Origin of the sequence: Rhizobium indigoferae, from assembly GCF_034554815.1 — a bacterium.
Lineage (GTDB): Bacteria > Pseudomonadota > Alphaproteobacteria > Rhizobiales > Rhizobiaceae > Rhizobium > Rhizobium leguminosarum.
The window spans coordinates 2,393,307-2,419,639 of sequence record NZ_CP140635.1; the positions used below are offsets into that span (position 1 = coordinate 2,393,307).

The following is a 26,333-nucleotide window of genomic DNA, read 5'->3' on the forward strand; positions in this document are numbered from 1 at the left end:
GTCCGATTGAAGGAATTATGCAGCAGCATCTCCATGTCTCGATGCAGCCGCTGACTGTACCAGCGCAGATATTCGCGGTTCATGGCACCCTGAAAAACTGTCCCACCTTGTCGCGGAGAACCGCCTCTTGCTCAGCGCTGCCAGGATAGTCGAAATGCCCCGCATCTAGGATGAAGATTTCATTAAATTTCGGCATCGCATTTGCGACAGCAAACTGGCAGGGCGGCGCCACCGAAGGATCGAACAGCGCAACGGCAACCAACATCGGCACCTTGATCCGCGAAGCGGCCGTTGCCGCATCGTAGAGCCGAAGCGTCTCAAGCACATCTGCGTGTTTCTTATGATACTCCTGCACCGATCGCGCGCTGCCGACTGTCGGCAGGGTCAGCCGCAACGGCTGATCCCCGAAACTTGGCAGCGCCAGATGGCCGCGATCGATGCGCTCGTCGTAAGCGATCGCCATTGCCCCGATACCGCCGCCGAAGCTGATGCCGCTATAGCCGATATGCCCTGAAAGCCAGGGATAGAGTGCAACAAGCGTCGAGACGGCAAGCCAGGTATCCTCGACGCAGCCGCCGATGATATAGGATTTAGGCTTGTCGATATCGTGCAGCACATGCCAGGAGGGATTCTGCGAGATCGGCGGACGAGCGCTAAGCGACAGCCCGCGGCAGCAGGGAAAAAGCACTGCCGTTTCCTTGACCGGCAGATCGAATTCAGGCCGATCCCGCCCGCCATAACCATGCCCGACGACGAGGCCGCGCCGCACCTCCCCCTGACGCGGCAGGATGAGCCAGCCGCCGATCCTGAATGACCCGGTCGAGATATAGACGAGATCGAGCACATGCCAGTCGGGATGGCTGATTTTGCTCCGGCGCAGCACCGGCTGCGGATCGACCGTCAGCGCCCTGAGATAACGCGCCTCCCAGAAATCGTCGAAACCCTCAGGCGCCTCGGGCTGCTTGACGGCAAGGAGGTCTGCGAGCTGCATGCCGTAGGTCGGATCAAAGTCGAAGGGATGTGTCGTCGGAATACTCATCCAAGGCTTGTCTCGTGAAAAGGCCGGCGGCGCAAGACTCTGCCTTAGCCAGCCGATAAACCTTACCGGAACTCGGGCACCTTTACGCGGTCAGTCGCCTCGTATCGCCTGGATGTGTCGAAGAGCCTGCGGCCAACGGCGCGCGCAGTCTCCAGATGGGCGGCCGCATGGTTCGGTCCGGCTTCGAGCAACAGCTCCGATGTCACGACGCGGGCGCCGCAATAGTCGAAGATCCCGTGATCGATCTGCGTCTTCATGGCGCCGAAATAGCCGTGCCGCACATAGGTCCCTGCATCGGCGCCGCCGAGGCCGACCAGATGCACCGGCAGGCGGCCAAGCAACTTCACCAGCCCAGTATCCGGGCGATCGTCGTAAGCCCAGCCATTGGTGAACACCCGGTCGATCCATCCCTTGATAAGCCCCGGCATCGACCACCAGTAGACGGGATAGACGAGCACCAGCGCATCGGCGCGGTCGATCCTTGCCTGCTCGGCGGCAACGTCGGCGGGCAGCACCCCTTTCCTCAGATGCCGAGCAATATCGGCCGCGGTGAACCGGGGATCGAAGCCCTCGGCCGCGAGATCGGCAAACTCGACGGAATGGCCGGCATCGGAAAGTGTGACACCTTCGGCAAGATGGGCGGCGACGCGGTGGGTGAGCGACTGGGGATCGGGATGCGCGACGACGATGAGCGCGTGCATGGCGAAAACTCCTGCTGAATGATTGCGGATGGAAGACGCAGCCTGTATACCTTTGGTAAGCTACTTTCAGTAAGTTACTTTTGGTATATAGCGATGTCAAGCGCCGAAAAAACAGGTCAGCCGACCGATCCGCAACCGCGCCGCCGCCTGTCGCGTCAGGATCGGCATCGCCAGTTGCTCGACGTCGCCTGGCAGATCGCCCGTGACGAGGGAACGGAAGCGCTGACCCTCGGCCGGCTTTCCGAGCGGGCCGGTGTAACGAAACCAGTGGTCTATGATCATTTCGAAACCCGCCCCGGCCTGCTCGCAGCGCTCTACCGCGAATTCGACGCCCGCCAGACGACTGTGATGGACGCAGCCCTTGCGGCAAGCCAGCCGTCGCTCGCCGACCGGGCCACAGTCATCGCCACCTCCTATGTCGACTGCGTGCTTCTTCAGGGCCGCGAAATCCCCGGTGTGATCGCAGCACTTGCCGGCTCGCCGGAACTCGAAAGGATCAAGCGCGAATACGAAGCGGCCTTCATCGAGAAATGCCGCATCGCGCTTTCGCCCTTTACCGGTGCCGGCACGATCGCCGCAGCCGGCCTCTGGGCCATGCTCGGCGCCGCCGAAGCCCTCTCCTATGCCGCCGCGTCGGGCGACATCACCGCCAGCGAGGCAAAGAAGGAACTCTTCGAAACCATCGTCGCGATGGTGGCGAGAAGTATGGGCGGCGGCACGCATCCCGATCACCTGCGCAATACGGCCGGCCTCGCATCGAGATGATCCGGCGGGAATACCTGTATCGAATCCACCGCCCGCTTCGCCATGGAACTCGGTTATTTCGCGACCCTGGTGAGCGACGCGACGGCCGCCTTCTCGCACCTAATGATGCATGCGGCGCACAAGCTGAACGGCCCGACCTACGCCCATGCTATTCTGACGATGGCCGAACTTATCGAAGTCTTGCCCAAGGCGTCTGCTTCAAAGGACAATGCCATGACCATGCTCTTCAAACTGCTCACAAGTGCCGGCTCGGAATCCCTGAACCGCGACCGGCGCAGGTTCCTGACCACCGCGGCGATCGGGATCACCGCCGCGGGCGCGCGCAGCCTGTTTCCGTCCTATCCGGCATCGGCTGCCACGGGAGATGCGATCCGCCCGTTTCGCGTCGACACTCCCGAGGCGGACCTCCTCGACCTTCGCCGGCGCGTGCTGGCAACACGCTGGCCCGAACGCGAGACGGTCGACGACCAGACGCAGGGCATACAGCTCGAGAAGATCAAGCCGCTCGTCGATTATTGGGGCACCGGCTACGACTGGCGAAAGGCGGAAGCGAAGCTGAACGCGCTGCCGCAGTTCATCACCGAGATCGACGGCCTAGACATCCACTTCATTCACGTCCACTCGAAACATCCGAATGCCCTGCCCGTCATCATCACCCATGGCTGGCCGGGATCGGTATTCGAGAACCTCAAGATCATCGGCCCGCTCACCGATCCGACCGCTCATGGCGGACGCGCCGAAGATGCGTTCGACGTGGTCATTCCGTCGATGCCGGGCTACGGCTTCTCCGGCAAGCCGACCGGCACCGGCTGGGGGCCAGACCGCATCGCGCGGGCCTGGGCGGAACTGATGAAGCGCCTCGCTTACAGCAGCTACGTCGCCCAGGGCGGCGACTGGGGCTCGCCGGTCTCCGGCGCAATGGGACGGCTCGCGCCACAAGGTCTGCTCGGCATCCATATCAACCTGCCGGCTGTCGTGCCGCCCGAAGTTGCCGCGGTGCTCGCCGCGGGCGGGCCGGCGCCGCGGCGACTCTCCACCGAGGAACGCGCGGCGTTCGATGCCCTCAGCGCCGCAGCCAAGATGGGGAACAGGTCCTATGCCACGATGATGGGCACGAGGCCACAGACGATCGGCTACGCCATATCGGACTCCCCGGCCGGCCTTGCGGCATGGACGCTCGGTCATCCAGGCTTCACGCACTGGACCTACGACAGCAGCGATCCCGAAAAGTCTCCCGACGAGGTGCTCGACGACATCACGCTTTACTGGTTGACCAACAGCGCCGCTTCCTCGGCCCGGATCTACTGGGAATATGGCGGCGGGCGCAGTCCCGTCCTTGCGGCCGGGGAGAAGACCTCCAAGATCGCGCTTCCGGTCGCCATCACCGTCTTTCCTGGGGAGAGCTACCAGGCCCCTGAGACATGGGCCCGTCGCGCCTATCGCAACCTTATCTATTTCCACAAGGTCGACAAGGGCGGCCACTTCGCCGCCTGGGAGCAGCCGGAGCTCTTCTCCGCCGAGCTTCGAGCAGCGTTCAGGCCGCTGCGCCGACCGATATGAGAGGAGCGGCGGCCCCTCGCCGCTTTAGGGATGCCGCCGCGGCCCTGCCGCTTCCCGGCCTCGGCATCAGTCCCTATTCTGCCCCGCCGCCGTGAGGATCAGCTTTGTGATCTCGTCCGGGTGGGAGATCAACGACAGATGGCTGGCCTGGATTTCAATGGTCTTTGCTCCCATGCGTTTGGCCATGAAGCGTTCGAGATCGGGATTGATCGTCCGGTCCTCGGTCGAGACGGCATACCAGCTCGGCTTCGAACGCCAAGCAGCCTGTGTCGTCTTGCCGGTCAGCAGCGCCTTTTGAAACGGCTGCTGCACGGCGTAAAGAACTTTCGCCTTCGCCTCCGGCAGGTCGCCGGCGAAATCACGCAGGAAGGCTTCCTCGCTCAGCCGACCCTCGTCACCGTCAAAGACGATGCCGGCCGAAGCGGGCGGCGTTGGGAAGGTCTTGGCGAGAGCGGTATAATCCTCACCTGCATCCGGCGCCCGCGCCGCCACGTAGACGAGCGCCGAAACATCCGGGTGCACGCCGGCCTCGGTGACCATCATGCCGGAAAACGAATGCCCAACGAGAACCGTCGGGCCGTCTTGTCGGTCGAGCACCCGCTTCACGGCAGCGACAGCCTCGGGCAGCGTCGTCAGCGGGTTCTGTACCGCCGTGGCATTGAGCCCGGCCACCTGCAGGCGCGCGATCACCTCGGTCCAGCACGAGCCGTCGGCAAACAGTCCGTGCGCCAGCACGACGTTGCGCGCCTTCAAGGGAGCGGATGTCGCGGCCATGCCGCGGGTGGCAAGCAGAGAAGCGGCGGCGCCGGCAACAAGGGCGGCCGAGAAAGTCCGTCTGTTCATCATCATGATCTGGCTCCTTGTGCGTCCAGGAATTGAAGGATCGAAAGCATGTCGGCTCGGGACCGAAGAACGGAAGCCAAGTCAAAATCGGTTGGTCTGTGATGCCGTGTCGGAACGGTTCGCTTTGCCCGGCGGGCGCTGGCCCTCGTCGCGTTGCGGCTCCCGTCGTATTCAAATTCGGTAATTGAAGCGGCTCGTGTATGTAGAAGCCTGCTCGCTGGAGATTTATGTATTCCCATTCGATATAAAGTCAATTATTGAATACGTAACACCTTCGTGATGCCATAAGTGTATACGCTGAGCGGCAAGCACAATCGCATTTGCATACACAATCGATCGAGCCGTCGATGTTGAAACAGATCGGAGATAACGGAATGGAGAATGGTTTCGAAACCGAGGATGACGGTGATGATCGCGGCTTGCTCTCCGATCGCATTCGCAACGCCCTGACGGACGAGATCGCCGCCGGCACGCTGGCGGCGGGCGCAGCGTTGGACGAACAGCAGCTTGCCGACCGCTTCGGCGCCTCCCGCACGCCGGTTCGCGAAGCGCTGCGTCAGCTGGCGGCGGGCGGCCTCGTCGAGCTTCGCGCCCGGCGCGGCGGCGTCGTCGCCCGTATGACGCCGGAGCGCATCATGGAGATGTTCGAGACGGTGGCCGAGATCGAGGCCGTCTGCGTCAGGCTCGCGACCTACCGCATGACGCCGCTGGAGCGCAGCCGCCTGATCGAACTGCACGAGCTCTCAGAGCCGATTGTCGAAGCCGGAAATTTCGACGCCTATGACAGCTTCAACCGCCAATTCCACGAGACCATCTACCGCGCCACCCACAACGGCTTCCTCGCCGAGCAGGCGATCGCCATCCGCAACCGCCTGAACGCCTTCCGACGCACGCAACTGCGCCAGGGCGAAAGGCTGAGCCGCTCCCGCGACGAACACGAGGCCATCATGCAGGCGATCGCCGAAGGCGACGGCGAGATGGCGTCACGGCGCATGCGCGCCCATATGCTCAACGCCGCCACCTCGCTCAGCCGTTTCATCGAGGCCAACAAGCCGGCGTGAATCTCCCTAAGGAATCGGGCAGTGGTATTTATAATGAGCCATGGTGGTCATCAACTCGTCGCCGGTGGCCCCGCGTATGCCGGGATTCTCCTCCAGGAACGTGCATAGCGTATTGCCGATCGCTTCCGCCGTAGTTCCGACTGGGATACAGACGTTGACACCAACGGCGATTGCAAAATGCGCCGAGTTCACCATCCTGCTGGGTCTGGGAGCGGCTTCGGTAAAAATGCGACGAGCGAGTTGCTCATCACTATTCCATTTGTCCAACCAACCGGCAACATACCCGACGACAAACTGCCGGGACTCGCTGCAATCAGAATAGAGAACGTCACCGCTGGAAAACCCGGCTGGAATCTTTGCAGATACCGTTGCCAAAAGGGTGGCGACAAGAATGCCCGACATCACATCTCCAAAGCTCGCAATAACGCAGAGCTTTGATCGGGAACGTGTCGGAAATTAGCTTAAAACGTGTCTTCTTTTTTTCTGCAACCAAAAAACAAAATGACAGCTAATCTCACCTCAGCCTCAATCGAACCGACTGACCTCAAGCCCGCTGCCGACCGGCAGCAGCACGCTTGATATCCCTGGCTTGGCACGGACAGCCTCACCATAGCGTTTGAGATCATCGCCTCCCGGGCGCAGCATGTTGTCGGCAACGATCATCGCGCCCGGATTAAGCTTGGGGTAGAAGGCTTCGAGGCAGGGAACGTAAAGATCCTTCCAGAGATCCACCAGCACGAAGTCGATGCCGGAGGAAAGCTCGCCAATCATCTGGACAGCATCCCCGACCTTGAATTCCACATACTCGGCGAGCCCTGCCCTGACGGCCATGTCGCGTGCGTAGGCAGACTTGTAACCGTGCATTTCCATGGTGATCAGCCGCCCGCCGGAAGCGCGCGCGGCTTCCGCCAGCCATATCCCGGAATAACCAAAGGAGGTGCCGAGTTCGAGGATCGTCGGCGCCTTGAGGCTCCTGGCGAGGATATTGATGAACTGCCCAGTCTCCGGCCCGACTGCGCGCAGCCGCTGATCCTGTCCTCCGTCGCGGCCGCCCGGAGGCAGTTCGCGCGGGCTGTTATGCTCCGTCTCGATCATCGCGTGATAGATGTCGAGCACGTCCTGGATTCCGCTGCCCATTGTCTTCTCCATGACCGCCTGCACGAAATTCATGCGCGTTGAGCAGATGATCATTGCCCGACCGAAACACCGCCGGAAAGTTAAACTTTGGCAATTATCGCCCTTGTTGGCCACCTTGCCGTTGCACATGCCGCCGGCGTCGGTTACATCATGCGCTCAATGGTCGGGTCACCCGGCCACGTAAGCGTTAACGTCACTCAACGCGTATGATCGAACGGCTTTTGCGGCTTCGATCTGCGCGACTATGTCCTGCGGATCGAGCTTCAAAGCCCCGGAAGGACACATGGATAACAATCAACTCAAAGAACAGACTTCACCCGCCCCTGTCATCGAGCGGATCCGCCACGACACGCGACGGCGCACCCTGATGGTCGAAAGCGTCATCGACATCACCCCCGGCATGCGCCGCATCGAATTGACCGGCGGCGATCTCGCCGACTTCACCAGTCTTGCACCCGATGACCACATCAAGATTTTCGTACCGGCCACCGATGGCGGGGAAGAACGCCGTGACTACACGCCGCGCCGCTACGACAATGCCGAACGCAGACTGACCATCGACTTCGCCTTGCACGAGGCAGGCCCCGTGACCCAATGGGCGATCGACGCGCGCCCCGGCGACAGGCTCGAGATCGGCGGACCAAGGGGCTCCGCCGTGGTTTCGAAGACAGTCAAACGATGGCTGCTGATCGGCGACGAAACGGCACTGCCGGCAATCGGCCGCCGGATCGAGGAGAGCAGTGCCGGAACCGTCATCACCACAATCGCAGCCGTCACCGGCCCGTTGGAAGAGCAGGTCTTCACGACATCAGTCGAACTGCACATCCACTGGGCGCATCGGCCTCTCTCGCAGGCAACGGATGCCGCAGCGCTGCTGAAATTGTTGAGCACGGTCGATATCCAACCGGAAACCTTCATCTGGGTCGCGGCGGAAGCCTCGGTAACACGCGATATCCGCGCCTATCTGCTGGAACGAGGTTGCCCGCTCGGCTGGATCAAGGCATCCGGCTATTGGGTGTTCGGCAAGGCCGACACGACTGAGAAATTCGGCTAGGGGTCATTCCACAGATTCCATTGGTGACGCGCGCTCACTCACTTCGCTCCGGATTTTATGATCCGAAGCGATCCGATGGATGTGAAGGGGTATGAATTGAGCGAAGTCCCCGCATCTGCCGGAACGCTGCGGCAGGTGGGCGTCCGCAACTGTGAGCACCGGGCGCCAACAACCGACTTATCGAAGGAGATCGACCACGCGGCGGGCAGAACCCAATGCGAGCGTCCATCCCAACATGCCGTGGCCGGCATTGATGTAGAGACCTTTGATGCGTCGGGAGGCGGCGATCATGGGCTTGGAGGTCGGAGTCATGGGCCTCTCGCCCGACCATCTCGTCAGTTCGTCCGATCGGTCGAAAAGATCGGGCAGCACTGCGGACGCGGCCAGCTTGAGCGTGTCGAAACGCCCGACATCAAAACCGGCTCCGGGACGCTCGATGTCTGCCAGTCCGGCAACACGAAAACGGTCGCCGATTGCCGCAAAGGCAAGCTTTCGCTTGACGTCTGTCAGGCTGACACTTGGTGCAAGGCCGGATCTTGGAATGGTGAGCGAGTAGCCTCTGACGGAGCGTATGTCCCGGGCCTCGGGCAGATCGGACACGAGGGAACGGATCTGCGGTCCTGCGGCGACAACGGCGGCGTCGACGTGAAGCTCGTCGCGATCCTCGAACCTCAACCCTGTCAGCACCCCTCCCGTTTGGACAAAGCTCGAAACCCTTCTGCCGAAAAACGTCGACACCTGCCCGCGCCCGATCATCCAGGCGGTCAGCTGGCGGCAAAATTCGGCCGCATCGCCGAGGGCATCATCCGGGGTATAAACGGCGCCGGCAATCTCTCCCTGATACGCGGCAAGCGCCGGTTCGATGTTTTCCGCCTCCATCCGCGTCAGCAGGCGCTGTTCGAAGCCAAGGGCATTCTTGCGCACGACACTGGAATGGGCGGCAGCAAAACTCTGCCGGTCGGCGTAGAGATGCAGCTTTCCGGCGACACGGTAATCGAATTCGACATCGGTTTCCTTAAGCAGGATCGCGAGTTCGTAACGGGATTGCTCGGCGAGGCGCAGGATGTCCTGCGTATTGTTCCACCAACGCCTGAACGGGGTATTGGCAATAAATTTCAGCCCCCAACGCAGAAAGTCCCGGTCGAGTTGCCAGTGGATGCGGATGGCCGGATCGCGCCCCATCGCAATGGCTGGCAGATGCTTCAGCAGGGCTGGCGATGCCATTGCGTCACCGTAGGCCCAGGACAGTTGCGCGGCGTTGCCGGCACTCGCCCCCGTGCCCGGCTCGCCCGCCGCATCGATAAGCGTCACATCATGCCCCGCCCGGGCGAGAAGATAGGCCGACGACACGCCGATGACGCCGGCGCCGATCACCGCAACGCGCCCCATCTCAGGCCTCGTCGCCGACGATGGCCGTCAGCTCGACTTCAACAGGAACCCCACGTGGCAGGGATGCAACGCCGACCGCGATGCGGGCATGCGTCCATCGATCCGGGAAAAGCTCTCGGAGCAGTTCCGAAGCGCCATCGACGACCGCGCCGTGGCGCTCGAAAGCAGCATCTGCCGCGACATAGCCCGCCAGCCGTACGAAGCCCAGGATCTTGTGGAAGCCGCCCGCAGCTCCCTCCAACTGGGCAAGCGCATTGAGAAGCGCCCAACGCGCACATTCTCGCCCCTCTTCGATGGAGACTGATGCTCCGAGGTGTCCCGTCTGCAGCACCACGCCATCCTTCAACGGCACTTGACCGGAAATGGTGATGATATTGCCGGTCCGCACAGCTCCGGAAAATGCACCCGGCGGCGAGGATGCTTCCGGTAGGGCAAGCTCGAGCTGTACCAGCCGTTCGCGCACGCGATTGCTTCCAGCCGACGAAGCATTGCGTGCCTTGCGGGCCGCCGCTTCTGCGCTGCGGTCGACGAAGGCCCTCATGATATTCCTGTCGAGTTCAGTCAGCCGGTATTCCGGGTGCCATTGGATACCCAGGCAAAAGCCGTCTGTTTCTCCTTCGAATGCCTCGATGATGCCGTCCGGCGCCCTTGCAGCGACACGGAATCGTCCGTGGCCGGCCAAAGCATGCCGATGCAGGCTGTTGACGCGCGCCGACCTCTTCCCGACCCAGTTGGCGAGCACGCTGCCCTGCTCGACGATGATCTCGTGCGCCAGCACGTCGGGGACATCTTGCGGGATGTGGGATACGTCGGCGGCCGGCAGCTCGGTTTGAAATTTGCCTCCAAGGCATTCACCGATCAGTTGCATGCCATGGCAGATGCCGAGAAGCGGCTTGCCGGTTTTCAAGGCTTGCTCGACCAGCTGAATTTCGAACTGCCTGCGCGCGCCTGTCACCTCCGTCCCCGGCCGCGCACCGGTAAGGAGGATTCCATCGGCGAGTGCCAAGGCCGGTGCCAGGTTCCGGGTATTGTAAGGCAGGATCAACGGAATTCCCCCTGCCTCGGCTATGGCGTCCGCATAGTTGGCGCGTACCACATACTCCTTCTCGGTCGGAGCATCAGGCGCTTCGCTGAGGTCGGGCGTCATGAGGATCACCGGCCAACGAGGTTCATCCGATTGCGTTGCATGCCGACGTGCGTCGCCGGTGGCAACGGTCGTTTCAATGGTCATGGTCTTGGCCTTGTGATGACGAGTTAGCGGGTGGCCGGAAGGGTTAGCCGGCGCGAGAGGACCGAGAAAGGCCAGGCTATCGCGAAATAGCAGAGGCCGACGGCAATGTAGATTTGCAAGGGCAGGAAATACTCGGTCGCCATTGACCGCCCGGTGAGAACCAGTTCGTTGACGGTAATCAGCGAAGCGAGCGAAGAATCCTTGAGCAGCGAGACGAAGGTGATGATCATGGGCGCCAGAATGACACGCGCGACCTGCGGCAGGATGATCAGGACGAAGCTCTGGGCCGGGGTGAAGCCCGCGGCTAACGCTGCCTCGCTCTGCCCGGCAGGTATAGCCTTCAGGCCGGCGCGGAAAAGCTCTGCGACCTGGGCCGCGAAACACAACGCCAGGCCCGCAATCGCCGCGCCGAAAGCATCAAAGACGATCCCGATACCCGGCAAGCCGAAATAAAGCAGAAACAAAACCGCCAGCAGCGGCACGCCACGCATGATCGTCACATAAAGGGCCGCAAAATACCTTAGCGCCGCGAAACTGGATTTCTGGCAGAGCGAAAGCAGCAAGCCAAAAACGAATGCCAGGGCAAAGGCACAAACAGAAAGCAGGGCCGTATTCACCATCGCCCGCAGCAGGAGAGGCAGCCATTCGGCACCATAATCGCCATAGGGCGCTAGGAAAGCGCTCATCCTTTCAATCTCCCATAACGTCTTTCGAGGAACCGCGTGACCTGCATCAATGGCAAGCTCAGCAACAGGTAGAGTGCCGCCGCCGTCGCGTAGATCATTGTTGTCTGGAAGGACGACGTCACCATTGAGCGGGCAAAGAACATGATTTCCGGCGCCGCGATGGCCGAGACGACGGATGTATCCTTGAGAAGCTGCACCGCGTAGTTCCCGAGCCCTGGAAGCGCTATCCGCATGGCCTGCGGCGTCAGGATCTCAAAGATGGTCTGGAGCGGGGTCAGCCCTGCGGCAAGCGCCGCCTCCGCCTGCCCGCCAGGCAGCGCGGCGAAACCGGCGCGAAAGATTGCACAGGTGATCGCCGCTCCGATGAGCCCGAGGCCCAGGACGGCCGCCGTGATCGACGTCAATTTCACGCCGATGCTGGCAAGCCCGAAGTAGAGGATGAACAGATGCGTCAACGCCGGCACATTGCAGAGAATCTCGCAGCAGACATCGATCGCCAGATTGATGAATTTGATCCCGGCAAATTGCCTGAGCAGGGCGAGAAGGAACCCGAAGGCGGCTGCGAGCGCCAGCGAAGCGATCGTGACGAAAACGGTTACGCCAAGCCCGGCGACGAGCCCCTGGACGACCGAGAAGAATATCGAAAATCCGGTCATGACGCGCCTAGTGCCGGATCTTGTTGAGAAACGCTTGCGTTCGCGCTTCGCGGGGAGCGGTTATGACCTGGCGCGCCGGCCCGGCTTCGACGATGGTGCCGCCGTCAAGAAACAGGACGCGATCGGCAATGTCGCGCGCAAACGCGATCTCGTGCGTGACGATCAGCATCGTGCGCCCTTCGGCTGCCAGCTCCTCCATTACTTTCAGAACCTCCTGGACCAGTTCGGGATCGAGTGCGGATGTCGGCTCGTCGAACAGCATGAGCTTTGGCTTCTGGGCAAGCGCCCGCGCGATCGCGACACGTTGCTGCTGGCCACCGGACAGTTCGAGCGGTGAGGCGTCGGCGCGGTGCGTCATATGGACTTTGGCCAACATCTCCAACGCCAGTTCGCGGGCCTCGGCAGCAGGCAGGCCGCGCACCTTGCGCGCCGCGATCGCCACGTTTTCCGTCACCGACAGATGCGGCCAGAGATTGAAGAGCTGGAAGACCATGCCCATCTCGGCGCGCTGCGGTGCAAGTTGCCGGTCGCTCATGACATGGCCGTTGCGCACACCGATCCGCTCGCCGTCGAGGCGGATCTCGCCGGCACTGGGCTTTTCCAGAAAATTCATGCAGCGCAGACAGGTGGATTTCCCAGAGCCGGATGGGCCGATCAGGGCAATCTTCTCACCTGGCGCGACATCGAAATCGATGCCTTTGAGAACTTCGATAGGACCATAGCTCTTGCGCAGGCCTGCAACGCTGAGAAGCGCATTCATCGCCGTTTCCTTATGCGACTATATCTACAGCGCCGCGCGTCTTTTCAGACGCGCCAAGGACGCTGTAGCACTTTGAATTGCTGCATAATTTTCTCCTGAAATCGATTCCGATTTAAGGAATTATGCAGTAGGCGAAGAGGGTGGACGAAAGCTGCCGTGCAGCTTCCGTCCGCACGGCCGTTCATCCGCCAGCTGCGCAAGACGGCAGCTTGTAATCTGCCGGGCGATCGACGCCGGCTCGGAAGTTTTGGCCCACCGGCTTGAACCAGACATCCGACGACAATCCGTAGCGGGCGCCGATTTCCTTCATCTCGCAAGTCTTCCACATGTCAGCGATGATGGCGTCCATCTTCTGGCGCAGATCGTCGTTCTTCTGATTGAGGCCATAGACCACCTGGCCGAGACCGGTCAGCAGCGGGAAGTCCGGGCTGTTATCGGTGAAGGCAAGGAAGTGCATATTCCAATCAGGGTTCTGCTTGATGGCATAGGAGACCACCGGCGGATCGCCGATGACCGCGTCGATGCGCCCGGCAATAAGATCGCGCACGGCCGCGTCGGACGTGTCGTAGAGCGAGAGCTGAAGATCTTTGATGCTCTTCAATTCCGGAATGAACGAAAATCCGGTGATCGTGCCGATCTTCTTGCCTTCCAAATCGGAAAGCTTGTCCCAACTCGTCTTCGTCGATTGCATGATGCCATTTTTGAAGTAGTGGATCGGCTCAGACAAACTCATGATCTTCGTACGCTTTTCGGTCCAGCCCATGGTGCCGAGCATGACGTCGACGCGGCCTGACTGAACGGAGGCGATCGTACCCGACCATTCCATGAGCGCCGGCTCAATCTTGAGGCCGAGCTTGTCGGCAATGCGCTGCATGATTTCACCGTCGTAGCCTATCAGCTTCCCGTCCTGCCAGCCGGAGCCGGGCATGTCGCCGGTGAAGGCAACCGTCAGCTTGCCCTGCTCGGCAAGTTCGAAAGCATTGGCGATAGATGAAAGGGACATGAAGCTGCCTGCCAGCAGAGCGCACGTCACCATCCTTCTCGAAAGAGAAAGTGCCATTGTTCTGTGATCCTTGATTTGTTGGTTCCCCGGTCCGGTGGTTTCTGCTCCCCGGATGTCGCGTTCGACGAGAAGAAACTTGACACTGAAGACCGCGCCTGAATTTTATAAATCAGACATTTTCTTTGAAAAAAGGACATGGCTGCGCCATGATCACATCCGAGCAACCTCCTGAAGCATCCGCCGGCGAGCCAGACTATGTGCGCTGGCTCGACGATCTTTGGGCCGAGCGGCTTCTGGTCGCACGCGACCGAAAGGCCGATCTCTCCGTCGGCATTCTCCTCTGGCCGACCTTCCCGATGATGTCGCTGACGGGTATCGTCGAGCCTCTCAGGCATGCGGCGGACTTCGCCGACAATTCCCGTCCATTACATTGTCGCTGGTCGATCATGGGGGCTCCGGGCCATGCAGCGGTCGCCAGCTGCGGCATCCGGGTTCATGCCGATGCGCCCTACACCAACCCGACCGACTTCGACTACGTCGTGGTTATCGGTGGCCTCCTGCCACATCTGCGCGCTGCACCCAGCAAGCATCGCGACTATCTCAGGGTGGCGGCATCGGCAGGTGTCCCGGTAATTGGTGTTTGCACGGGCGCCTTCGTCTTGGCGCAGGAAGGACTGCTTGCCGGACGCAAGGCGTGCGTTCATCCGTTTCATGCGGAGGATTTCCGGATTGCCTTTCCGCGTCTTGCTTTCTCCACGCGCGATGATTTCCTGATCGAAAACGGTCGCATTACCGTGCCTGGCGGCGTATCGATCCTGTCGCTGATGACTGAACTCATCCGCACGCATTGCGGACCGGATCGGGCGGCTAAGGCGGTGCACCAGCTTTCGCTCACGGAGCAGAAGCACATGAGCGTCTTCGATCACGGCCGCGCCACAACATTTCGCCGCACAGAAGATTCGCGCATACAGCGAGCCGTCGTTCTCATCGAGAGTCGGAAAGGCCGCGACGTCTCACCGGAACAGGTGGCCTCTATGGTCGGCCTGTCGCCACGCCAGTTCGCGCGTCTCTTCCAGGACAATATCGGCATGACCCCGAAGCGCTTTATCGTCGAGACGAGATTGCGCTATGGCCGTTTTCTGGTCGAAAATAGCCCACTGCCCATGACGGCGATCGCCTTTGAAATCGGATTCTCCGACTCCGCCCATTTCGCGACCGCTTTTCGCAAGAAGTATGGGAAGCCTCCCAGGAGTTTCCGCTGATCTTTGTCGGGTCACCACGGCAGGATCGAAAACCGACTTCGGCACCATTGCGATTTAATCGGATACGACTTATATAGGTCTCATCGTTAGAAAGCCCGGACAGGATGGACCGATGCCAACATCTAAAGCAGCTAAGGGGCCGGATATGCCCGCGCCCGCCTCCCCGCCGGCGGGCAAGGACGGCCGGAAACTTTCGAATTTCCTGTGCTTCGCGGTCTATTCGGCAAATCTCGCCTTCGGCCGCGCCTATAAGCCAATCCTGGACGAGCTTGGCCTGACCTACACCCAATATATCGCTATGGTGGCCCTCTCCGAAGAGGACGACCAGACCGTCGGCGTGTTGGGGGAAAAGATGTTCCTCGAATCCAACACCCTGACTCCCATCCTCAAGAAGCTGGAGTCGAATGGTTTTATCACCCGTCACCGCGATCCCGCCGATGAACGGCAGGTGCGGGTCAGCCTGACGCCGGCAGGACGCCAACTGGTTGAAACCGATCCCGGCAACGCGCTGCTTGGCGCCATCGGCCTCGGCGACGACTTTCCCGTCGTGCAGAAATCGGTGACGACGCTACGCGACAACCTGCTGCGGTCAACGCAGGGCGAACCGGGGAAATCGTGATCGCGGCATCAGTCGCCTGATCCGGGCCGGGTCTACTGCCGCAGCGGCCGGAACGCCGTCCTAAGCTCGGCAGTGAAAGCCATCGGCTGTTCCCAGGCGGCGAAGTGACCGCCCTTCGGCAGCCGGTTGTAGTGGATGAGCTTCGGATAGGCCTTCTCCGCCCAGCTCTGCGGCGCCTGGTAGATCTCATCGGGAAAAGCACTGACCGCCACCGGGATCTTGATGCCCCTGGGGTCGAAGAACCCGCCCGACGGATGGTGCGCGTTGTCCCAATAGAGGCGTGCCGAGGAGATTGCGGTGTTCGTCAGCCAGTAGAGCGTGACGTTGTCGAGGATATCGTCCTTGGTCAGCCCCTCGGGCTCTCCGTCGAAAACGCGGGCGATTAGCCGGTAACTGCGGATGTCGTGATCGAGCATCCACGACGCAAGCCCGACCGGCGAGTCGACGATGCCGTAGAGCGTCTGCGGCCGGTTGTTCATCTCGATGGCATAGCCCAGCCCATTCTTGTAGAAATCGTCGAGCTGATCGAAGGCGCGCCTTTCGTCCGGCGACAGGTCGGCTGGCGGCATGCCGCCGGCGGCAAGAGCCTTGGCGATGTCAGCCGGAACCGTGGCCGCCATGTTCGTGTGGATGCCGAGCAATCCCGGCGGCTCCTGCACCGCCATCAATTCGGTGACCGCGTTGCCCCAGTCGCCACCCTGCGCCACGAACTTCGTGTAGCCGAGACGTTGCATCAGCGTCACCCAAGCGTGCGCGATGCGCGGCGGGTTCCAGTTCCCCGACCCCGTCGGTTTCCCGGAAAAGCCGTAGCCCGGCAAAGACGGGATCACCACGTCAAATGCGTCGTCTTCGCTCCCGCCATGCGCCGTGGGATCCGTGAGCGGTTCGATGATCTTCAGCTGCTCGATGATCGAGCCAGGCCATCCATGTGTGACGATCAACGGCAGCGCATTTTTATGCTGGGAGCGCACGTGAATGAAGTGGATATCCAGCCCGTCGATCTCGGTGATGAATTGCGGCAAGGGATTGAGCCGCGCCTCCATCTTGCGCCAGTCGTAATCCGTCGCCCAATGCTTCGCGAGTTTCTGGATCGTTGCGAGCTGCACGCCCTGGGTATCGTCCGCGACGGTCTCCCTGTCAGGCCAACGGGTGGCCACGACGCGCCGGCGCAGATCGTCAAGCTGATCCTCGGGAAAATTGACGCTGAAGGGGATAAGCCCATCACCATTCGCCTGCGCGATGCGCGTCCCTGCAAGCATGGTCATGGCTCCGGCGGCGGCCGTGGCCGCAAGCAGCTCGCGCCGCGTGGGCGTTGATAGGGATGTGGGTGGCATGACGCTCTCCTCTCCGTTTGATCTGTTCGGAAACGGACGAAGATCGACTGACCGACCTCGTTCGCAGCAGCAGGTCATTCGCGTCTGTCCGGGGACTATGCGCCCGGGCAATACAGGGGTCAACTTACCCTGTCAGGCTGTACCTCGACTGTCTCGATGGACGACTGGTCATTGCAAAGAGCCGTGGCTGCGGGCAGCATCGGCGTGAGATTGATGAGGAGAGGAGAATGCATGCCCGACATCGCGATGGGCGTCTTGAGCCGGAACGGAACCGTTCTTCTGGCCAGGCGCAGTTCGGAGCGCAAGGTGCACCCGGATCGCTGGAGCCTCCCGGGCGGCCATATCGAAGAGGGTGAAGACGCCGAGACGGCAATGTGCCGGGAATTGATGGAAGAAATAGGCGTGACGCCGGAGCTCTGGCAGTTTGCAGGACGGTTCGGATCGGGAGGCCCGCCCGAAGCATCCGTCACGTTCCATGTCTATCACGTCGATAAATGGCACGGCCGGCCGCGACTTATCGGTGATGAACACACCGAGCTCAGATGGTTCACCGCCGCCGCGATAGAAAAAGAAGCCGAATTGGCCTTGCCTCAGCTCACTGAGATGCTGGCAAACCTGGCCATGCGGGAACCAGGCACACCCGCTTAGGTCTCTTGGCGGTCACGACGTCTCGCCGGCTGAACGGGTTTCAGCGCGCATGATGCTGGACGTCGCCAAGCGCACCAGCCTCCATCATCTCGGCCGCCCTCGCATAACCGCCGCCCATCCCGTCGAGGAAATGCAGGTGCGAATCCGGCCTGTCCGATGGCACGAGACAAGTCATCAGCGCATGCGACTGGCGGTGCAGTCCGAAGTTGATCTCGCCGCGCGCCCTTGCCGGAACGAGGATCGCTTCGACCCTGTCGATCTGTTCCGGCGTGCAGTCCAGCGTCAGGCGCAAACCGTCGTCGAACTTGCGGAAATCCGAATTGGCGGCGACCTCCGACCAGCCTTTCGCATCGACCTGCTTCCCACTTTCTCCTGACAAAGGAACACCGCCGGGAAGCGGATGAGACTGGCGCGGCGCGGCATCGAAAACCGCAAGCACACGTTTCCCCAGCGCCGCAAAGACCTCGGGACTGATATGGTCGCTTGGCTCGACCAGCAGCGACAGGATCTCGCCACGTTGGCTTGGGAACGGGGTCCAGTCACAGCTGAGGCCAGCCAGATCAGGCTTCGTCGCGTAGCGGCCCGGCTTGACCAGATACCGGCCGCTCTTGATCTGCTGCTCCGCCCATTTGAGCCCTCCCCCTGCAAACATCGCATAGGTCGCTTTTTCCGAAGCCGCATAGCGGGCAATTCTGACGTCGCGCCCACTATTGCGGATTTCACGCACGGTCAGTAGCCCGATCCGAAGGGAAAGATCGAGATCGCTTCTTGCAAAGCTCGCGACCTGCCGCAACGCCGAGGTCGCGGCCATGATGCCGTGCGGCGGCAAGGCGAATGCCGCCCCATCCCCACGAAACACGAAGGGGAAATCGAACGAACCCCAGGCATTGCCGAGCGCCGCGATAACAGATGCGCCGGCATAGTTGACGTCTTCATAGCGCCCCGACCGGATCGCCGCGGTCGAGCTGACGACGTCGGTGATGCCGATCAGCCAGTCATCGGGCAACGGCTCATAGACATCAGGATCGAGCACGAGCGAAAACTCGTCATAGGCCTGGTGCGGTTGGGCGTGGCTATTGATCATGGCGTATTCTCCAGATCGGCAAGATTTCCGGTGCCTGCTACCTCAGGAAGGGGTCTGCCGGCGATCGGCAGGCCCTCAGCATCAAATCCTCTGGCGGTGAGGTCTACCCTTCCGCGCTCAGACAAGCTTGGTCTCGACGTCGATATTGCCGTGTGTCGCCTTGGAATAAGGGCAGATGCCATGGGCTGCCTCGATCAGCTCCTGCGCGACGTCGCGATCGATGCCGGGCAGGCTGACATTGAGGCGCGCCCTGAGGAAGAAGGAACCGTTATCGACGTTAAGATCGATCTCCGCATCGACCTCGGGACCGGCCGGCAGCGTGATCTTCCGCTGCGAGGCGGCGAACTCGATGGCGCCGATATAGCAGGCCGACCAAGCGATGCCGAACAGGTTTTCGGCAGCTGGATGCGGTTGCGGCAGCTTGATGTCGATCGTGCCGTCGCTGCTGCGTGCAGAGCCGTTGCGGCCGCCGGAGATGTGGGTTTTGCCGGTAAAGAGAAGCTTCTCGGTCATGGTGATATCCTTTCGGTTTTTATTACGCATCCGATTAAATCGGATGCGCTCTAATACGCCGCACCAAAACCGATGTCAACATTCCGATTTAATCGGATACGATTTGCTTCTCCGCCAAACTCATCACATCAAGGCAATCCTCGACGGCAGCTGCGCGAGCAGACCTACCCGCTGAGCAAAGTCACGTCTTGCCCGGGAAGAGAGCCCCCTATAGGTTCTGCCGGCAAGCGCGAGGTGGCGCCCGTGAAAAGCCCGCAGAGATGACATGTCCTCCATAACAGCAGACAATGCGGGACAGTATGGGGACAGCCGGAAGCTCGCCGCGCGGGCTCGGCTGCACAGCCAATACACCATCGCCGAGACGGCCTGGTTTCCATGGGTTGCGGCGCGGTTGTCCCTGAAGCCAGGCGCTCGTGTCCTCGACGTCGGCTGCGGGCCGGCCTGGTTCTGGGCAGCAACGGCAGGTCTGCTGCCGGAGAATCTTGACCTAACGCTCGCCGACCTTTCACAAGGCATGGTCGACGAGGCGGTGGCGCGTTGCAACGCCCTGCCATTCGGCTCCGTCCGGGGTTGCCAAGCCGACGCAGCCGCACTCCCCTTCGAAGATGGCGTGTTCGATGCCGTGGTCGCGATGCATATGCTCTATCACCTGCCCAACCCGGCCGCCGGCATCGCGGACATGTCAAGAGTGCTGAAACCAGGCGGCTTACTCGCGGTCACAACCAACGGCGCCGGCAATATGCGCGAGATCTACGAGCTAACGACGATATTCGGCAGTGCCCCATCCGATCCGGCTGCCGAAGCCTTCGGATATGACGCTGCCGAACGATTGATGCGGTCGCAATTTGGAAACGTGAGCATGTCGCAGCATCCGGCAAGCCTGCGGATCACTGAGCCCGAGGATGTATTCCTGGCGCTCACCTCCTATCCACCCGGCGATGGCGCCGGCGAACTGCAGCTCACCAGGTTCCGTCAAGCCATTGCCGATGCGTTCAGGCAGTGCAACGGCGTGCTTGAGGTCCGCAAGGAAACTGCGCTGTTCTTGAGCAGGAAGACGGCCTGATCCGATCACTGCATCTGCTGCGACGTTACGAGCGCGGCCGGCCGTCGTCGAACAGCGTGGCGAGCCACTGGTAGTATCGCGGCTGCTGCTCTCGCAGCTGGCTGCGCGAATAAGGCGGCCGATCGATGTCACCGAACAGGTAGACGCTGGCCGTGACCGCGAAGAACTCGTGACCATTGCTCATCATGTAGGAATCGCCCGGCCAGACCCGCCGGCCGATATCGAAGAATTGCTTGACATCGGGATTGTCGAATCCGCCCGGAAGCATCCGGTCGTGGTAGGCATGCAGAAGTTCATGCAGGATGATCGGCGTGTCGGGCGCAAGACTTTTGACGCGCAGGTCGATGCCGGTCTTGCTACTGTAATGGCCGGGCCCGGCTTTTGCGGCGGCTGGGTTGGCCCAGATCCTGATCGTGCGCATGAAGGTGAGAACATCGGGTTTAAGATCGACATGCTCGACAATGTCGAGCTGCCGCTTGACGGCCGCGACCATCTCCCGGTCGGGCTCCGCGCCCTTGGCGTTGGTGAGATCGACCTGCCATCCATGATAGTTGAAAACCAGCGGATCGGCTGACGCCGCCACCGCTGCCGAGATCATGATGGCGATGGCGGCGCAAAGCGCCAGAATTCTCGAAATCGGTCTCACGGCCCCTCCTCAACATGTCCGACGCGGACTGTTGCACAGGCACCCTGAAGGCACAATCGCGTTATCACGGCGTTGATGTCGCGCGCATAAAGTCGGGAAAATGCCGATGTCGCCGAGCGGCGCTCAGACCTTCTCTCTCTTCCTGATTTTTTCCTTCGGTTCCACCGGCGCATCGGGCGTCGGGGCCAGAAGTTTGCGCAGCGATCCGATCTTGTCCTTCACCAACGGCCGGAAGCGCGTCGCGCGATAGGGCATGTCGGCAGCACCATAACCCTCCGGCCCGTCGTCATTGCCGCGATTGATTTCCGCAAGCTTCACCCCGATGAAGGTGCCGTCGATATAATGGGTATATTCGCCCACCCAGCGGATCGTATAGATCTCGCCTCTGCGGATGAGCTGGTCGATGCTGACATGCTTGAAGGTATCGTTGATGCAGACGACCTTCTGGCCGACGTGGAAATCATAGCTCATGGATCAAACTCTCGAAACGGCAATCCGCCTGGCCGATCTATAGCGTGCCCTGCGGCGGGGATGAACCGTTTTCTGCCAGCCGGCCCAATTGCGGCCGCAACATCAGCATCCGCCGCATGGTTCAGGAGGACATGCATCAGTCGCAATAGGCCTTGCCGCTTTTGCGGGAGCGAAGATCGAAGTGGAAGTGGTTCCAGTGCTCCGGGTTGCTGCCAGGCCCCAGCACGGTGTTGAAATAGCGGCAGCTGTCGCTGCGCACCGCCTTCAGCAGCCGCCCCTCGCGCAGCGAGAACAGGCCCTTCTTGCGCACGTCGATCTCGTGGCCGTTCTTCAGCACGAACTTGCCGACGTCGATGGCGTTGCCGCGGGCGTGTTCCGACATCGGATTGTATTTCTGCCGGCTGTTGTTCATGCGCCGGCAGGAATAGCCGCCGAGCGGCTGGATCGTCTTGATGCCGGACCAGTAACGGTAGCGGGCGGACGGTGCCAGTTCGTTCTTGACCCATTTGGCGAAGGCGAGCGTTACCTGGCAGTTCAGCGTTACAGCCGGGCGGACGCCGATATTGCCGGAAAGCCCCTTCAGCGACACCGGATAAGGCACCTGGCAGGCCGGGCCGTTCGAAATCGGCGGCTTGTCGTCGAAGAGCACGCCCATGCGCTTCAGCTCGCGCCGGCAGGCAAGCTCGGACGATGGCATGACGCTGGGATCGACGGGTGCCGCCGGCTCGCTCATCATCGGATTGTTCGGCCGCAGCATCGCGACCTCTTCGCTCTCGTCCTCTTCGGGAACACGGGTCGGCGCCACCACCGGGCTGCCGTCGTTCCAGGCGGGCGCCCGGCTCATCTGCGTCTGCGCAGCCGGCTGCGGCATTGGTTGCTGCGCGGGCTGGCGCATGGGCTGGTTGAGCTGCGTCGGATTGTCGGTGCCGATGCCGTCGACAACAGGCTCGGTGGCATTGCCCTCGGCGATCTGCTGCTGTTGTTCCTGCGCCAGCCCGACGACCGGCTCGGCTCCGAGCTCATCATCCATGTTGACGCCGCCGGATGGGATCGCAAGATCCTGCGTGCCGCCCCAGTTCTGGTTCTGCTGCGCCAGCGCCTCGTCGCTGTCGATCATCGGCAGCTTGCGCCCCGGTGCGGTTTGCGGCGGAGCGGCTCGTGCAGCGTGGCCGGTACCGGCAAGGTTCGGCGTGTCGAGGTAATCGACGGAGCCCTGGCTATTGCCGACGGGCGCGCTGGAAACTGGATAGGAGGCCTGACTTTCCACAGGTGCCATTCGGACCGAGGGCGCCATGCGCGCCGCTGGCGCCCGCGCGGGCGAGATCGAGCTGACCCTGGTGCCGTTGTCGACATTGGCCGGCGGCACCAGTCCGTCGCTGATCGAACAGGTCGTCAGCGCCGCCGAGAGGATAACGGGCAAAAGGGTTCGCCGAGGAAAGGAAACAAACGCCATACTCTTATCGCTTCCGCAGGCTGGCTGGGCAGTGACCGAAAAAACTCACTCTAATTTTAATTAAAAACGGTGAATGAAAACTTACCGGCACAATCTGAAGGCGACGGAAATGAAAAAGGCCGGTTTCCCGGCCCTTGATCTCTCCGTTTCCTCACGCAGCCCGTGTGTATCGGGTGACTGCTGACTGCTCCCCGCGCAGGCGGAAATTCGCAAGCAGCGTCTTCAGCTGGGTGCTCTCGTCTGCGAGCGTGCGGCTCGCCGCCGTCGTCTCCTCGACCATCGCGGCATTCTGCTGGGTCATCTGGTCCATATGGTTGACGGAACCGTTGATCTCGTTCAGCCCGGTCGACTGCTCGCGTGCCGCAGTGGCGATCGAGGCGACGTGGTCGTTGACCTGATTGACCAGCGCCTCGATTTCCAGCAGCGCTTCGCCCGTCGAGCGCACCAGCGCCACACCGCCCTCGACTTCCGTCGCCGATCGGCTGATCAGTTCCTTGATCTCCTTGGCCGCATTGGCCGAACGCTGGGCGAGTTCGCGTACCTCTTGCGCAACGACCGCAAAGCCGCGGCCCGCTTCGCCGGCGCGTGCGGCCTCGACGCCCGCATTCAGCGCCAGAAGATTCGTCTGGAAGGCGATCTCGTCGATGACCGAGATGATCTGACCAATGCGGTTGGAGGAATCCTCGATCCGGCCCATCGCCGTCACCGCATTGCGGACGATCTCGCCGGATTTTCCGGCACTTGCCTTGGTCTCGGCCACCATCTCGCGCGCCTCGTTCGCCCGTTCGGATGCCGTCTTGACCGTCGCGGTGATCTCGTCGAGCGCTGCCGCCGTCTCTTCGAGTGCGGCCGCCTGCTGCTCCGTGCGCTTCGACAGGTTGCCGGTCGCCTCGCTGATGTCGGAAGCGCTTTCGTTGACCACATGGCTCGATTCGGCGATCGCATGGATCACGCCGTTCAGTGCATCGACAGCGGCGTTGAAATCGCCCCTCAGCTTGGCGTAATCCTCGCCGATATCGCCGATCGCAACCGTCAGGTCACCGCCCGCAAGCTTCTCCAGGCCGACGCCGAGCGCCTGCATCGCTAGAGTTTGCCGCTCGGACGCCGAACGCAGACTTGCCTCGTTGCCGCGACGCTCTTCCTCGATCTGCCGCTGCCTATCGTCTTCCCGCCCGCGCAGCGCGCTACGCTCATCGACGGAGTCGCGCAGCACCAGCAGCACCTTGGCCATCTGGCCGATCTCATCGCGACGGTCACTGCCGGCGATCTCCACCGATGCTTCTTCGGCGGCAATCGCGTTCATCGCTGCCTTCAGCCGGGCGATCGGCGCCGTGACGCTGCGCACGATGGCATAGGCGATCGCGATCGTGGCGGCGGCGCCAAGCAGGCAGAGCACTGCGGCCCACATCGCATTCTGGCGATAGAGCGCGGCAAGATCATCCGCATAGACACCGGTGCCGACGATCCAGCCCCAGGGCTCGAAACCGGCGACATAGGAATACTTCAGCACCGGCTGGTCGGCGCCCGGCTTCGGCCAAAGATAATCGACGAAGCCCTTGCCGTCCTTCTTCACCTTGTTGACGAACTCAACGAACAGGAACTTGCCCGTCGGATCCTTCATCTGGGAGATATCGGTGCCGTTCAGCTGCGGCTTGATCGGGTGCATCACCATGGTGGGACGCATGTCGTTGATCCAGAAATAACCGTCGGCGCCGTAGCGCATCGCGCCGATCACGTCCTTGGCGGCCGCCTGCGCCTGTTCGCGGGTCATCGTGCCCGCCTGTTCCATCTTGTAATATTTGTCGAAGATGCCGAGCGCCGTCGCATCCATTTGCGCCAGCCCCGCCTTCCGCTCCGCTTCCAGCTCGGAATAGGAATAGTTCAGAAAGAAGACCATCGTCGCCGCAAGCACGGCAAGCGTGAATCCGACGAGGCAGTAGAGACGGGTGGAAATCTTGACGTTGCGCATGAGGTTCCCGGCGATTCTTGTATTTGAGATCGATCGCATTCTGAATTGCCGGAATTACTGGAGCGTAAAGCTTAATTAGAAGGCCATTAAATAACGTAAGGTCAGGTGACAGCCGTAAAATTCAACCATTTGAAATCGAATGAAATTTCAATCGGCAAAGGCGGCAACATTTTTCCCGCCGGCTGCCTCTAGCACCCGGCATTGCTGTCTTTTACAGCCCACGGCCTTTGCACTAGGGTACTCTCCAGTGAATCGCCGGCCCGACGCCGCACCCAGATGGAGAACCCTTGATGACCGATGCCGCCAAGCCGAGAGGCGAACTGACGCTGCGCACACTTGCGATGCCCGGTGATGCCAATCCGGCTGGCGATATCTTCGGCGGCTGGGTCATGGCGCAGATGGACCTTGCCTCCGGCATCCGCGCCACTGAGCGCGCCAGGGGCCGTGTCGTCACTGCCGCCGTCAAGGAGATGGCTTTCGAGCTGCCGGTCAAGATCGGCGATACGCTGTCGGTCTATACCGATATCGAGCGCGTCGGCCGCACCTCGATCACGCTCTGCGTCGAAGCCTGGGCGAACCGCGCCCGTTATGCCAAAATGGAAAAAGTGACGGCCGGCACCTTCATCATGGTGGCGCTCGACGAAGAGGGCAAGCCCAAGCAAGTCCCCGAGGAGTGACAGGTCGGGGATCGACAACATGGAAACGGTCAGCTCGCCGGAGGTCTTCCTTCACATCAAGGTGGTGATGGGCATGGTCATCAGCCTTTCGCTCGCCAGGGTGCTGACCGGCGTTGCCGGCATCGTCCAGCATCCAGCCAAGGCCAAGGTCTACCCCATCCATCTCGGCTGGGCGCTGTCGATGTTCCTGTTCATCATCCATATCTGGTGGTGGGAATATCGCTTGCAGGCCGTGCCGGCCATCGGCTTCGGCATCTATCTCTTCCTGATCTGCTTCTGCAGCCTGTTCTTCCTGCTCTGCGCCCTGCTCTTTCCTGCCTCGCTCGACGAATATGGCGGCTACGAAGAATATTTCATTTCCCGGCGCAAATGGTTCTTCGGCATCCTCGGCCTGACCTACGCCGTCGATATTCTCGATACGGCGATCAAAGGTCATGAACGCATCCTCTCGCTCGGCTGGGAATATCCCGCGCGCAACATTGTCTACATCATCCTCTGCACCATCGCCGCCTGGACTCCCAACCGCCGCTTCCACGCCACCTTCGTCATCGCCAACCTGATCTACCAGATAAGCTTCATCTTCCGCCTCTATGATGTTCTAGGGTGAGGCCCGGTCCCGCTCGCGGGAGTGATCGATCCAGTGGATCGATCACAGGGCCGAACGCCCGGAGCCATGCGAAGGGCAGCCGCAAACTCCATCCCCACAAAG

28 protein-coding genes are annotated in these 26,333 nt (G+C 61.4%); 10 read left to right on the forward strand and 18 right to left on the reverse strand.

Features of this window, described 5'->3' with window-relative positions:
- Nucleotides 1-79 precede the first annotated feature (79 nt).
- Both U5G49_RS12200 and U5G49_RS12205 read right to left on the reverse strand, forming a co-directional pair.
- Nucleotides 80-1,039, reverse strand: a complete 960-nt coding sequence (locus U5G49_RS12200) for an acetylxylan esterase (RefSeq protein WP_193446576.1) — start codon at nt 1,037-1,039, stop codon at nt 80-82.
- Between the two features lie 62 nt (nt 1,040-1,101).
- Nucleotides 1,102-1,740 (reverse strand): NAD(P)H-dependent oxidoreductase, encoded by a 639-nt coding sequence (locus U5G49_RS12205; protein WP_168319297.1) that lies wholly within the window; start codon nt 1,738-1,740, stop codon nt 1,102-1,104.
- Between the two features lie 93 nt (nt 1,741-1,833).
- Here U5G49_RS12205 and U5G49_RS12210 point away from each other — a divergent pair, with 93 nt between their 5' ends.
- Together U5G49_RS12210 and U5G49_RS12215 are read left to right on the forward strand one after the other, a co-directional pair.
- The gene (locus U5G49_RS12210; RefSeq protein WP_193446577.1) at nt 1,834-2,505 is read left to right on the forward strand and encodes a TetR/AcrR family transcriptional regulator; all 672 of its coding nucleotides are present in this window, start codon (nt 1,834-1,836) and stop codon (nt 2,503-2,505) included.
- Nucleotides 2,506-2,547: 42 nt separating this feature from the next.
- Entirely contained in the window at nt 2,548-4,065 is a 1,518-nt protein-coding gene (locus U5G49_RS12215; RefSeq protein ID WP_193446578.1) for an epoxide hydrolase family protein, read from the forward strand.
- Between the two features lie 66 nt (nt 4,066-4,131).
- Here U5G49_RS12215 and U5G49_RS12220 read toward each other — a convergent pair whose 3' ends face one another.
- Nucleotides 4,132-4,914 carry an alpha/beta fold hydrolase gene (locus tag U5G49_RS12220; protein ID WP_193446579.1) on the reverse strand — a complete coding sequence of 261 codons (783 nt, stop codon included), beginning with the start codon at nt 4,912-4,914 and terminating at the stop codon, nt 4,132-4,134.
- Nucleotides 4,915-5,282: 368 nt separating this feature from the next.
- On the opposite strand from U5G49_RS12220, the gene U5G49_RS12225 reads away from it, so the two are divergent.
- Nucleotides 5,283-5,969, forward strand: a complete 687-nt coding sequence (locus U5G49_RS12225) for a GntR family transcriptional regulator (RefSeq protein ID WP_193446580.1) — start codon at nt 5,283-5,285, stop codon at nt 5,967-5,969.
- A 6-nt stretch (nt 5,970-5,975) separates the two neighbouring features.
- On the opposite strand, the gene U5G49_RS12230 is transcribed toward U5G49_RS12225, so the two are convergent.
- Both U5G49_RS12230 and U5G49_RS12235 read right to left on the reverse strand, forming a co-directional pair.
- Nucleotides 5,976-6,371: a hypothetical protein gene (locus U5G49_RS12230; RefSeq protein ID WP_018242463.1), complete on the reverse strand. Its 396-nt coding sequence runs from the start codon at nt 6,369-6,371 to the stop codon at nt 5,976-5,978.
- A 123-nt stretch (nt 6,372-6,494) separates the two neighbouring features.
- Nucleotides 6,495-7,106: an O-methyltransferase gene (locus U5G49_RS12235; protein ID WP_193446581.1), complete on the reverse strand. Its 612-nt coding sequence runs from the start codon at nt 7,104-7,106 to the stop codon at nt 6,495-6,497.
- A gap of 283 nt (nt 7,107-7,389) precedes the next feature.
- Here U5G49_RS12235 and U5G49_RS12240 point away from each other — a divergent pair, with 283 nt between their 5' ends.
- Nucleotides 7,390-8,160: a siderophore-interacting protein gene (locus U5G49_RS12240; RefSeq protein ID WP_193446582.1), complete on the forward strand. Its 771-nt coding sequence runs from the start codon at nt 7,390-7,392 to the stop codon at nt 8,158-8,160.
- A 177-nt stretch (nt 8,161-8,337) separates the two neighbouring features.
- Here the strand turns inward: U5G49_RS12240 and U5G49_RS12245 are convergent, their stop codons facing one another.
- The 6 genes from U5G49_RS12245 to U5G49_RS12270 form a co-directional block, all read right to left on the reverse strand.
- The gene (locus tag U5G49_RS12245; RefSeq protein ID WP_193446583.1) at nt 8,338-9,549 is read right to left on the reverse strand and encodes an FAD-dependent oxidoreductase; all 1,212 of its coding nucleotides are present in this window, start codon (nt 9,547-9,549) and stop codon (nt 8,338-8,340) included.
- 1 nt (nt 9,550) lies between these two features.
- Nucleotides 9,551-10,780: an Atu1372/SO_1960 family protein gene (locus U5G49_RS12250; RefSeq protein WP_193446584.1), complete on the reverse strand. Its 1,230-nt coding sequence runs from the start codon at nt 10,778-10,780 to the stop codon at nt 9,551-9,553.
- A gap of 23 nt (nt 10,781-10,803) precedes the next feature.
- Nucleotides 10,804-11,466, reverse strand: coding sequence for an amino acid ABC transporter permease (locus U5G49_RS12255; RefSeq protein ID WP_193446585.1), 663 nt, complete (start codon nt 11,464-11,466; stop codon nt 10,804-10,806).
- Nucleotides 11,463-12,122 carry an amino acid ABC transporter permease gene (locus U5G49_RS12260; RefSeq protein WP_193446586.1) on the reverse strand — a complete coding sequence of 220 codons (660 nt, stop codon included), beginning with the start codon at nt 12,120-12,122 and terminating at the stop codon, nt 11,463-11,465. Before U5G49_RS12260 ends, U5G49_RS12255 begins: the two co-directional genes overlap by 4 nt.
- 7 nt (nt 12,123-12,129) lie before the next feature.
- A complete protein-coding gene (locus U5G49_RS12265; RefSeq protein ID WP_047610405.1) occupies nt 12,130-12,882 on the reverse strand; it encodes an amino acid ABC transporter ATP-binding protein in 753 nt (250 codons plus the stop codon).
- A gap of 181 nt (nt 12,883-13,063) precedes the next feature.
- Nucleotides 13,064-13,942, reverse strand: a complete 879-nt coding sequence (locus U5G49_RS12270) for an ABC transporter substrate-binding protein (RefSeq protein ID WP_018242471.1) — start codon at nt 13,940-13,942, stop codon at nt 13,064-13,066.
- Nucleotides 13,943-14,091: 149 nt separating this feature from the next.
- Here U5G49_RS12270 and U5G49_RS12275 point away from each other — a divergent pair, with 149 nt between their 5' ends.
- Nucleotides 14,092-15,147 carry a GlxA family transcriptional regulator gene (locus U5G49_RS12275; RefSeq protein ID WP_193446587.1) on the forward strand — a complete coding sequence of 352 codons (1,056 nt, stop codon included), beginning with the start codon at nt 14,092-14,094 and terminating at the stop codon, nt 15,145-15,147.
- A 145-nt stretch (nt 15,148-15,292) separates the two neighbouring features.
- Nucleotides 15,293-15,766 carry a MarR family winged helix-turn-helix transcriptional regulator gene (locus U5G49_RS12280; protein ID WP_018242473.1) on the forward strand — a complete coding sequence of 158 codons (474 nt, stop codon included), beginning with the start codon at nt 15,293-15,295 and terminating at the stop codon, nt 15,764-15,766.
- Between the two features lie 32 nt (nt 15,767-15,798).
- On the opposite strand, the gene U5G49_RS12285 is transcribed toward U5G49_RS12280, so the two are convergent.
- Nucleotides 15,799-17,100 carry an epoxide hydrolase gene (locus U5G49_RS12285; protein ID WP_193446588.1) on the reverse strand — a complete coding sequence of 434 codons (1,302 nt, stop codon included), beginning with the start codon at nt 17,098-17,100 and terminating at the stop codon, nt 15,799-15,801.
- A 231-nt stretch (nt 17,101-17,331) separates the two neighbouring features.
- On the opposite strand from U5G49_RS12285, the gene U5G49_RS12290 reads away from it, so the two are divergent.
- Nucleotides 17,332-17,748 (forward strand): NUDIX hydrolase, encoded by a 417-nt coding sequence (locus U5G49_RS12290; RefSeq protein WP_168331922.1) that lies wholly within the window; start codon nt 17,332-17,334, stop codon nt 17,746-17,748.
- Between the two features lie 40 nt (nt 17,749-17,788).
- Here the strand turns inward: U5G49_RS12290 and U5G49_RS12295 are convergent, their stop codons facing one another.
- Entirely contained in the window at nt 17,789-18,832 is a 1,044-nt protein-coding gene (locus tag U5G49_RS12295; RefSeq protein WP_047621028.1) for a DUF3095 family protein, read from the reverse strand.
- Nucleotides 18,833-18,949: 117 nt separating this feature from the next.
- Entirely contained in the window at nt 18,950-19,345 is a 396-nt protein-coding gene (locus U5G49_RS12300) for an Ohr family peroxiredoxin (RefSeq protein WP_047621029.1), read from the reverse strand.
- 265 nt (nt 19,346-19,610) lie between these two features.
- Here U5G49_RS12300 and U5G49_RS12305 point away from each other — a divergent pair, with 265 nt between their 5' ends.
- Nucleotides 19,611-20,408: a class I SAM-dependent methyltransferase gene (locus U5G49_RS12305; protein WP_047621031.1), complete on the forward strand. Its 798-nt coding sequence runs from the start codon at nt 19,611-19,613 to the stop codon at nt 20,406-20,408.
- 25 nt (nt 20,409-20,433) lie between these two features.
- Here U5G49_RS12305 and U5G49_RS12310 read toward each other — a convergent pair whose 3' ends face one another.
- The 4 genes from U5G49_RS12310 to U5G49_RS12325 all read right to left on the reverse strand — a co-directional run bounded on the left by U5G49_RS12310 (nt 20,434) and on the right by U5G49_RS12325 (nt 24,947).
- Nucleotides 20,434-21,054, reverse strand: coding sequence for a hypothetical protein (locus U5G49_RS12310; RefSeq protein ID WP_193446589.1), 621 nt, complete (start codon nt 21,052-21,054; stop codon nt 20,434-20,436).
- Nucleotides 21,055-21,177: 123 nt separating this feature from the next.
- Nucleotides 21,178-21,525, reverse strand: coding sequence for a CAP-Gly domain-containing protein (locus tag U5G49_RS12315; protein ID WP_047621033.1), 348 nt, complete (start codon nt 21,523-21,525; stop codon nt 21,178-21,180).
- A gap of 136 nt (nt 21,526-21,661) precedes the next feature.
- The gene (locus tag U5G49_RS12320; protein WP_027684088.1) at nt 21,662-22,978 is read right to left on the reverse strand and encodes an extensin-like domain-containing protein; all 1,317 of its coding nucleotides are present in this window, start codon (nt 22,976-22,978) and stop codon (nt 21,662-21,664) included.
- Nucleotides 22,979-23,129: 151 nt separating this feature from the next.
- The gene (locus U5G49_RS12325) at nt 23,130-24,947 is read right to left on the reverse strand and encodes a methyl-accepting chemotaxis protein (RefSeq protein ID WP_026230800.1); all 1,818 of its coding nucleotides are present in this window, start codon (nt 24,945-24,947) and stop codon (nt 23,130-23,132) included.
- A gap of 290 nt (nt 24,948-25,237) precedes the next feature.
- Between U5G49_RS12325 and U5G49_RS12330 the strand changes: the two genes are divergently transcribed.
- Nucleotides 25,238-25,624, forward strand: a complete 387-nt coding sequence (locus U5G49_RS12330) for an acyl-CoA thioesterase (protein WP_003560314.1) — start codon at nt 25,238-25,240, stop codon at nt 25,622-25,624.
- 19 nt (nt 25,625-25,643) lie between these two features.
- Nucleotides 25,644-26,231 carry a hypothetical protein gene (locus U5G49_RS12335; protein ID WP_018447223.1) on the forward strand — a complete coding sequence of 196 codons (588 nt, stop codon included), beginning with the start codon at nt 25,644-25,646 and terminating at the stop codon, nt 26,229-26,231.
- Nucleotides 26,232-26,333: the final 102 nt, after the last annotated feature.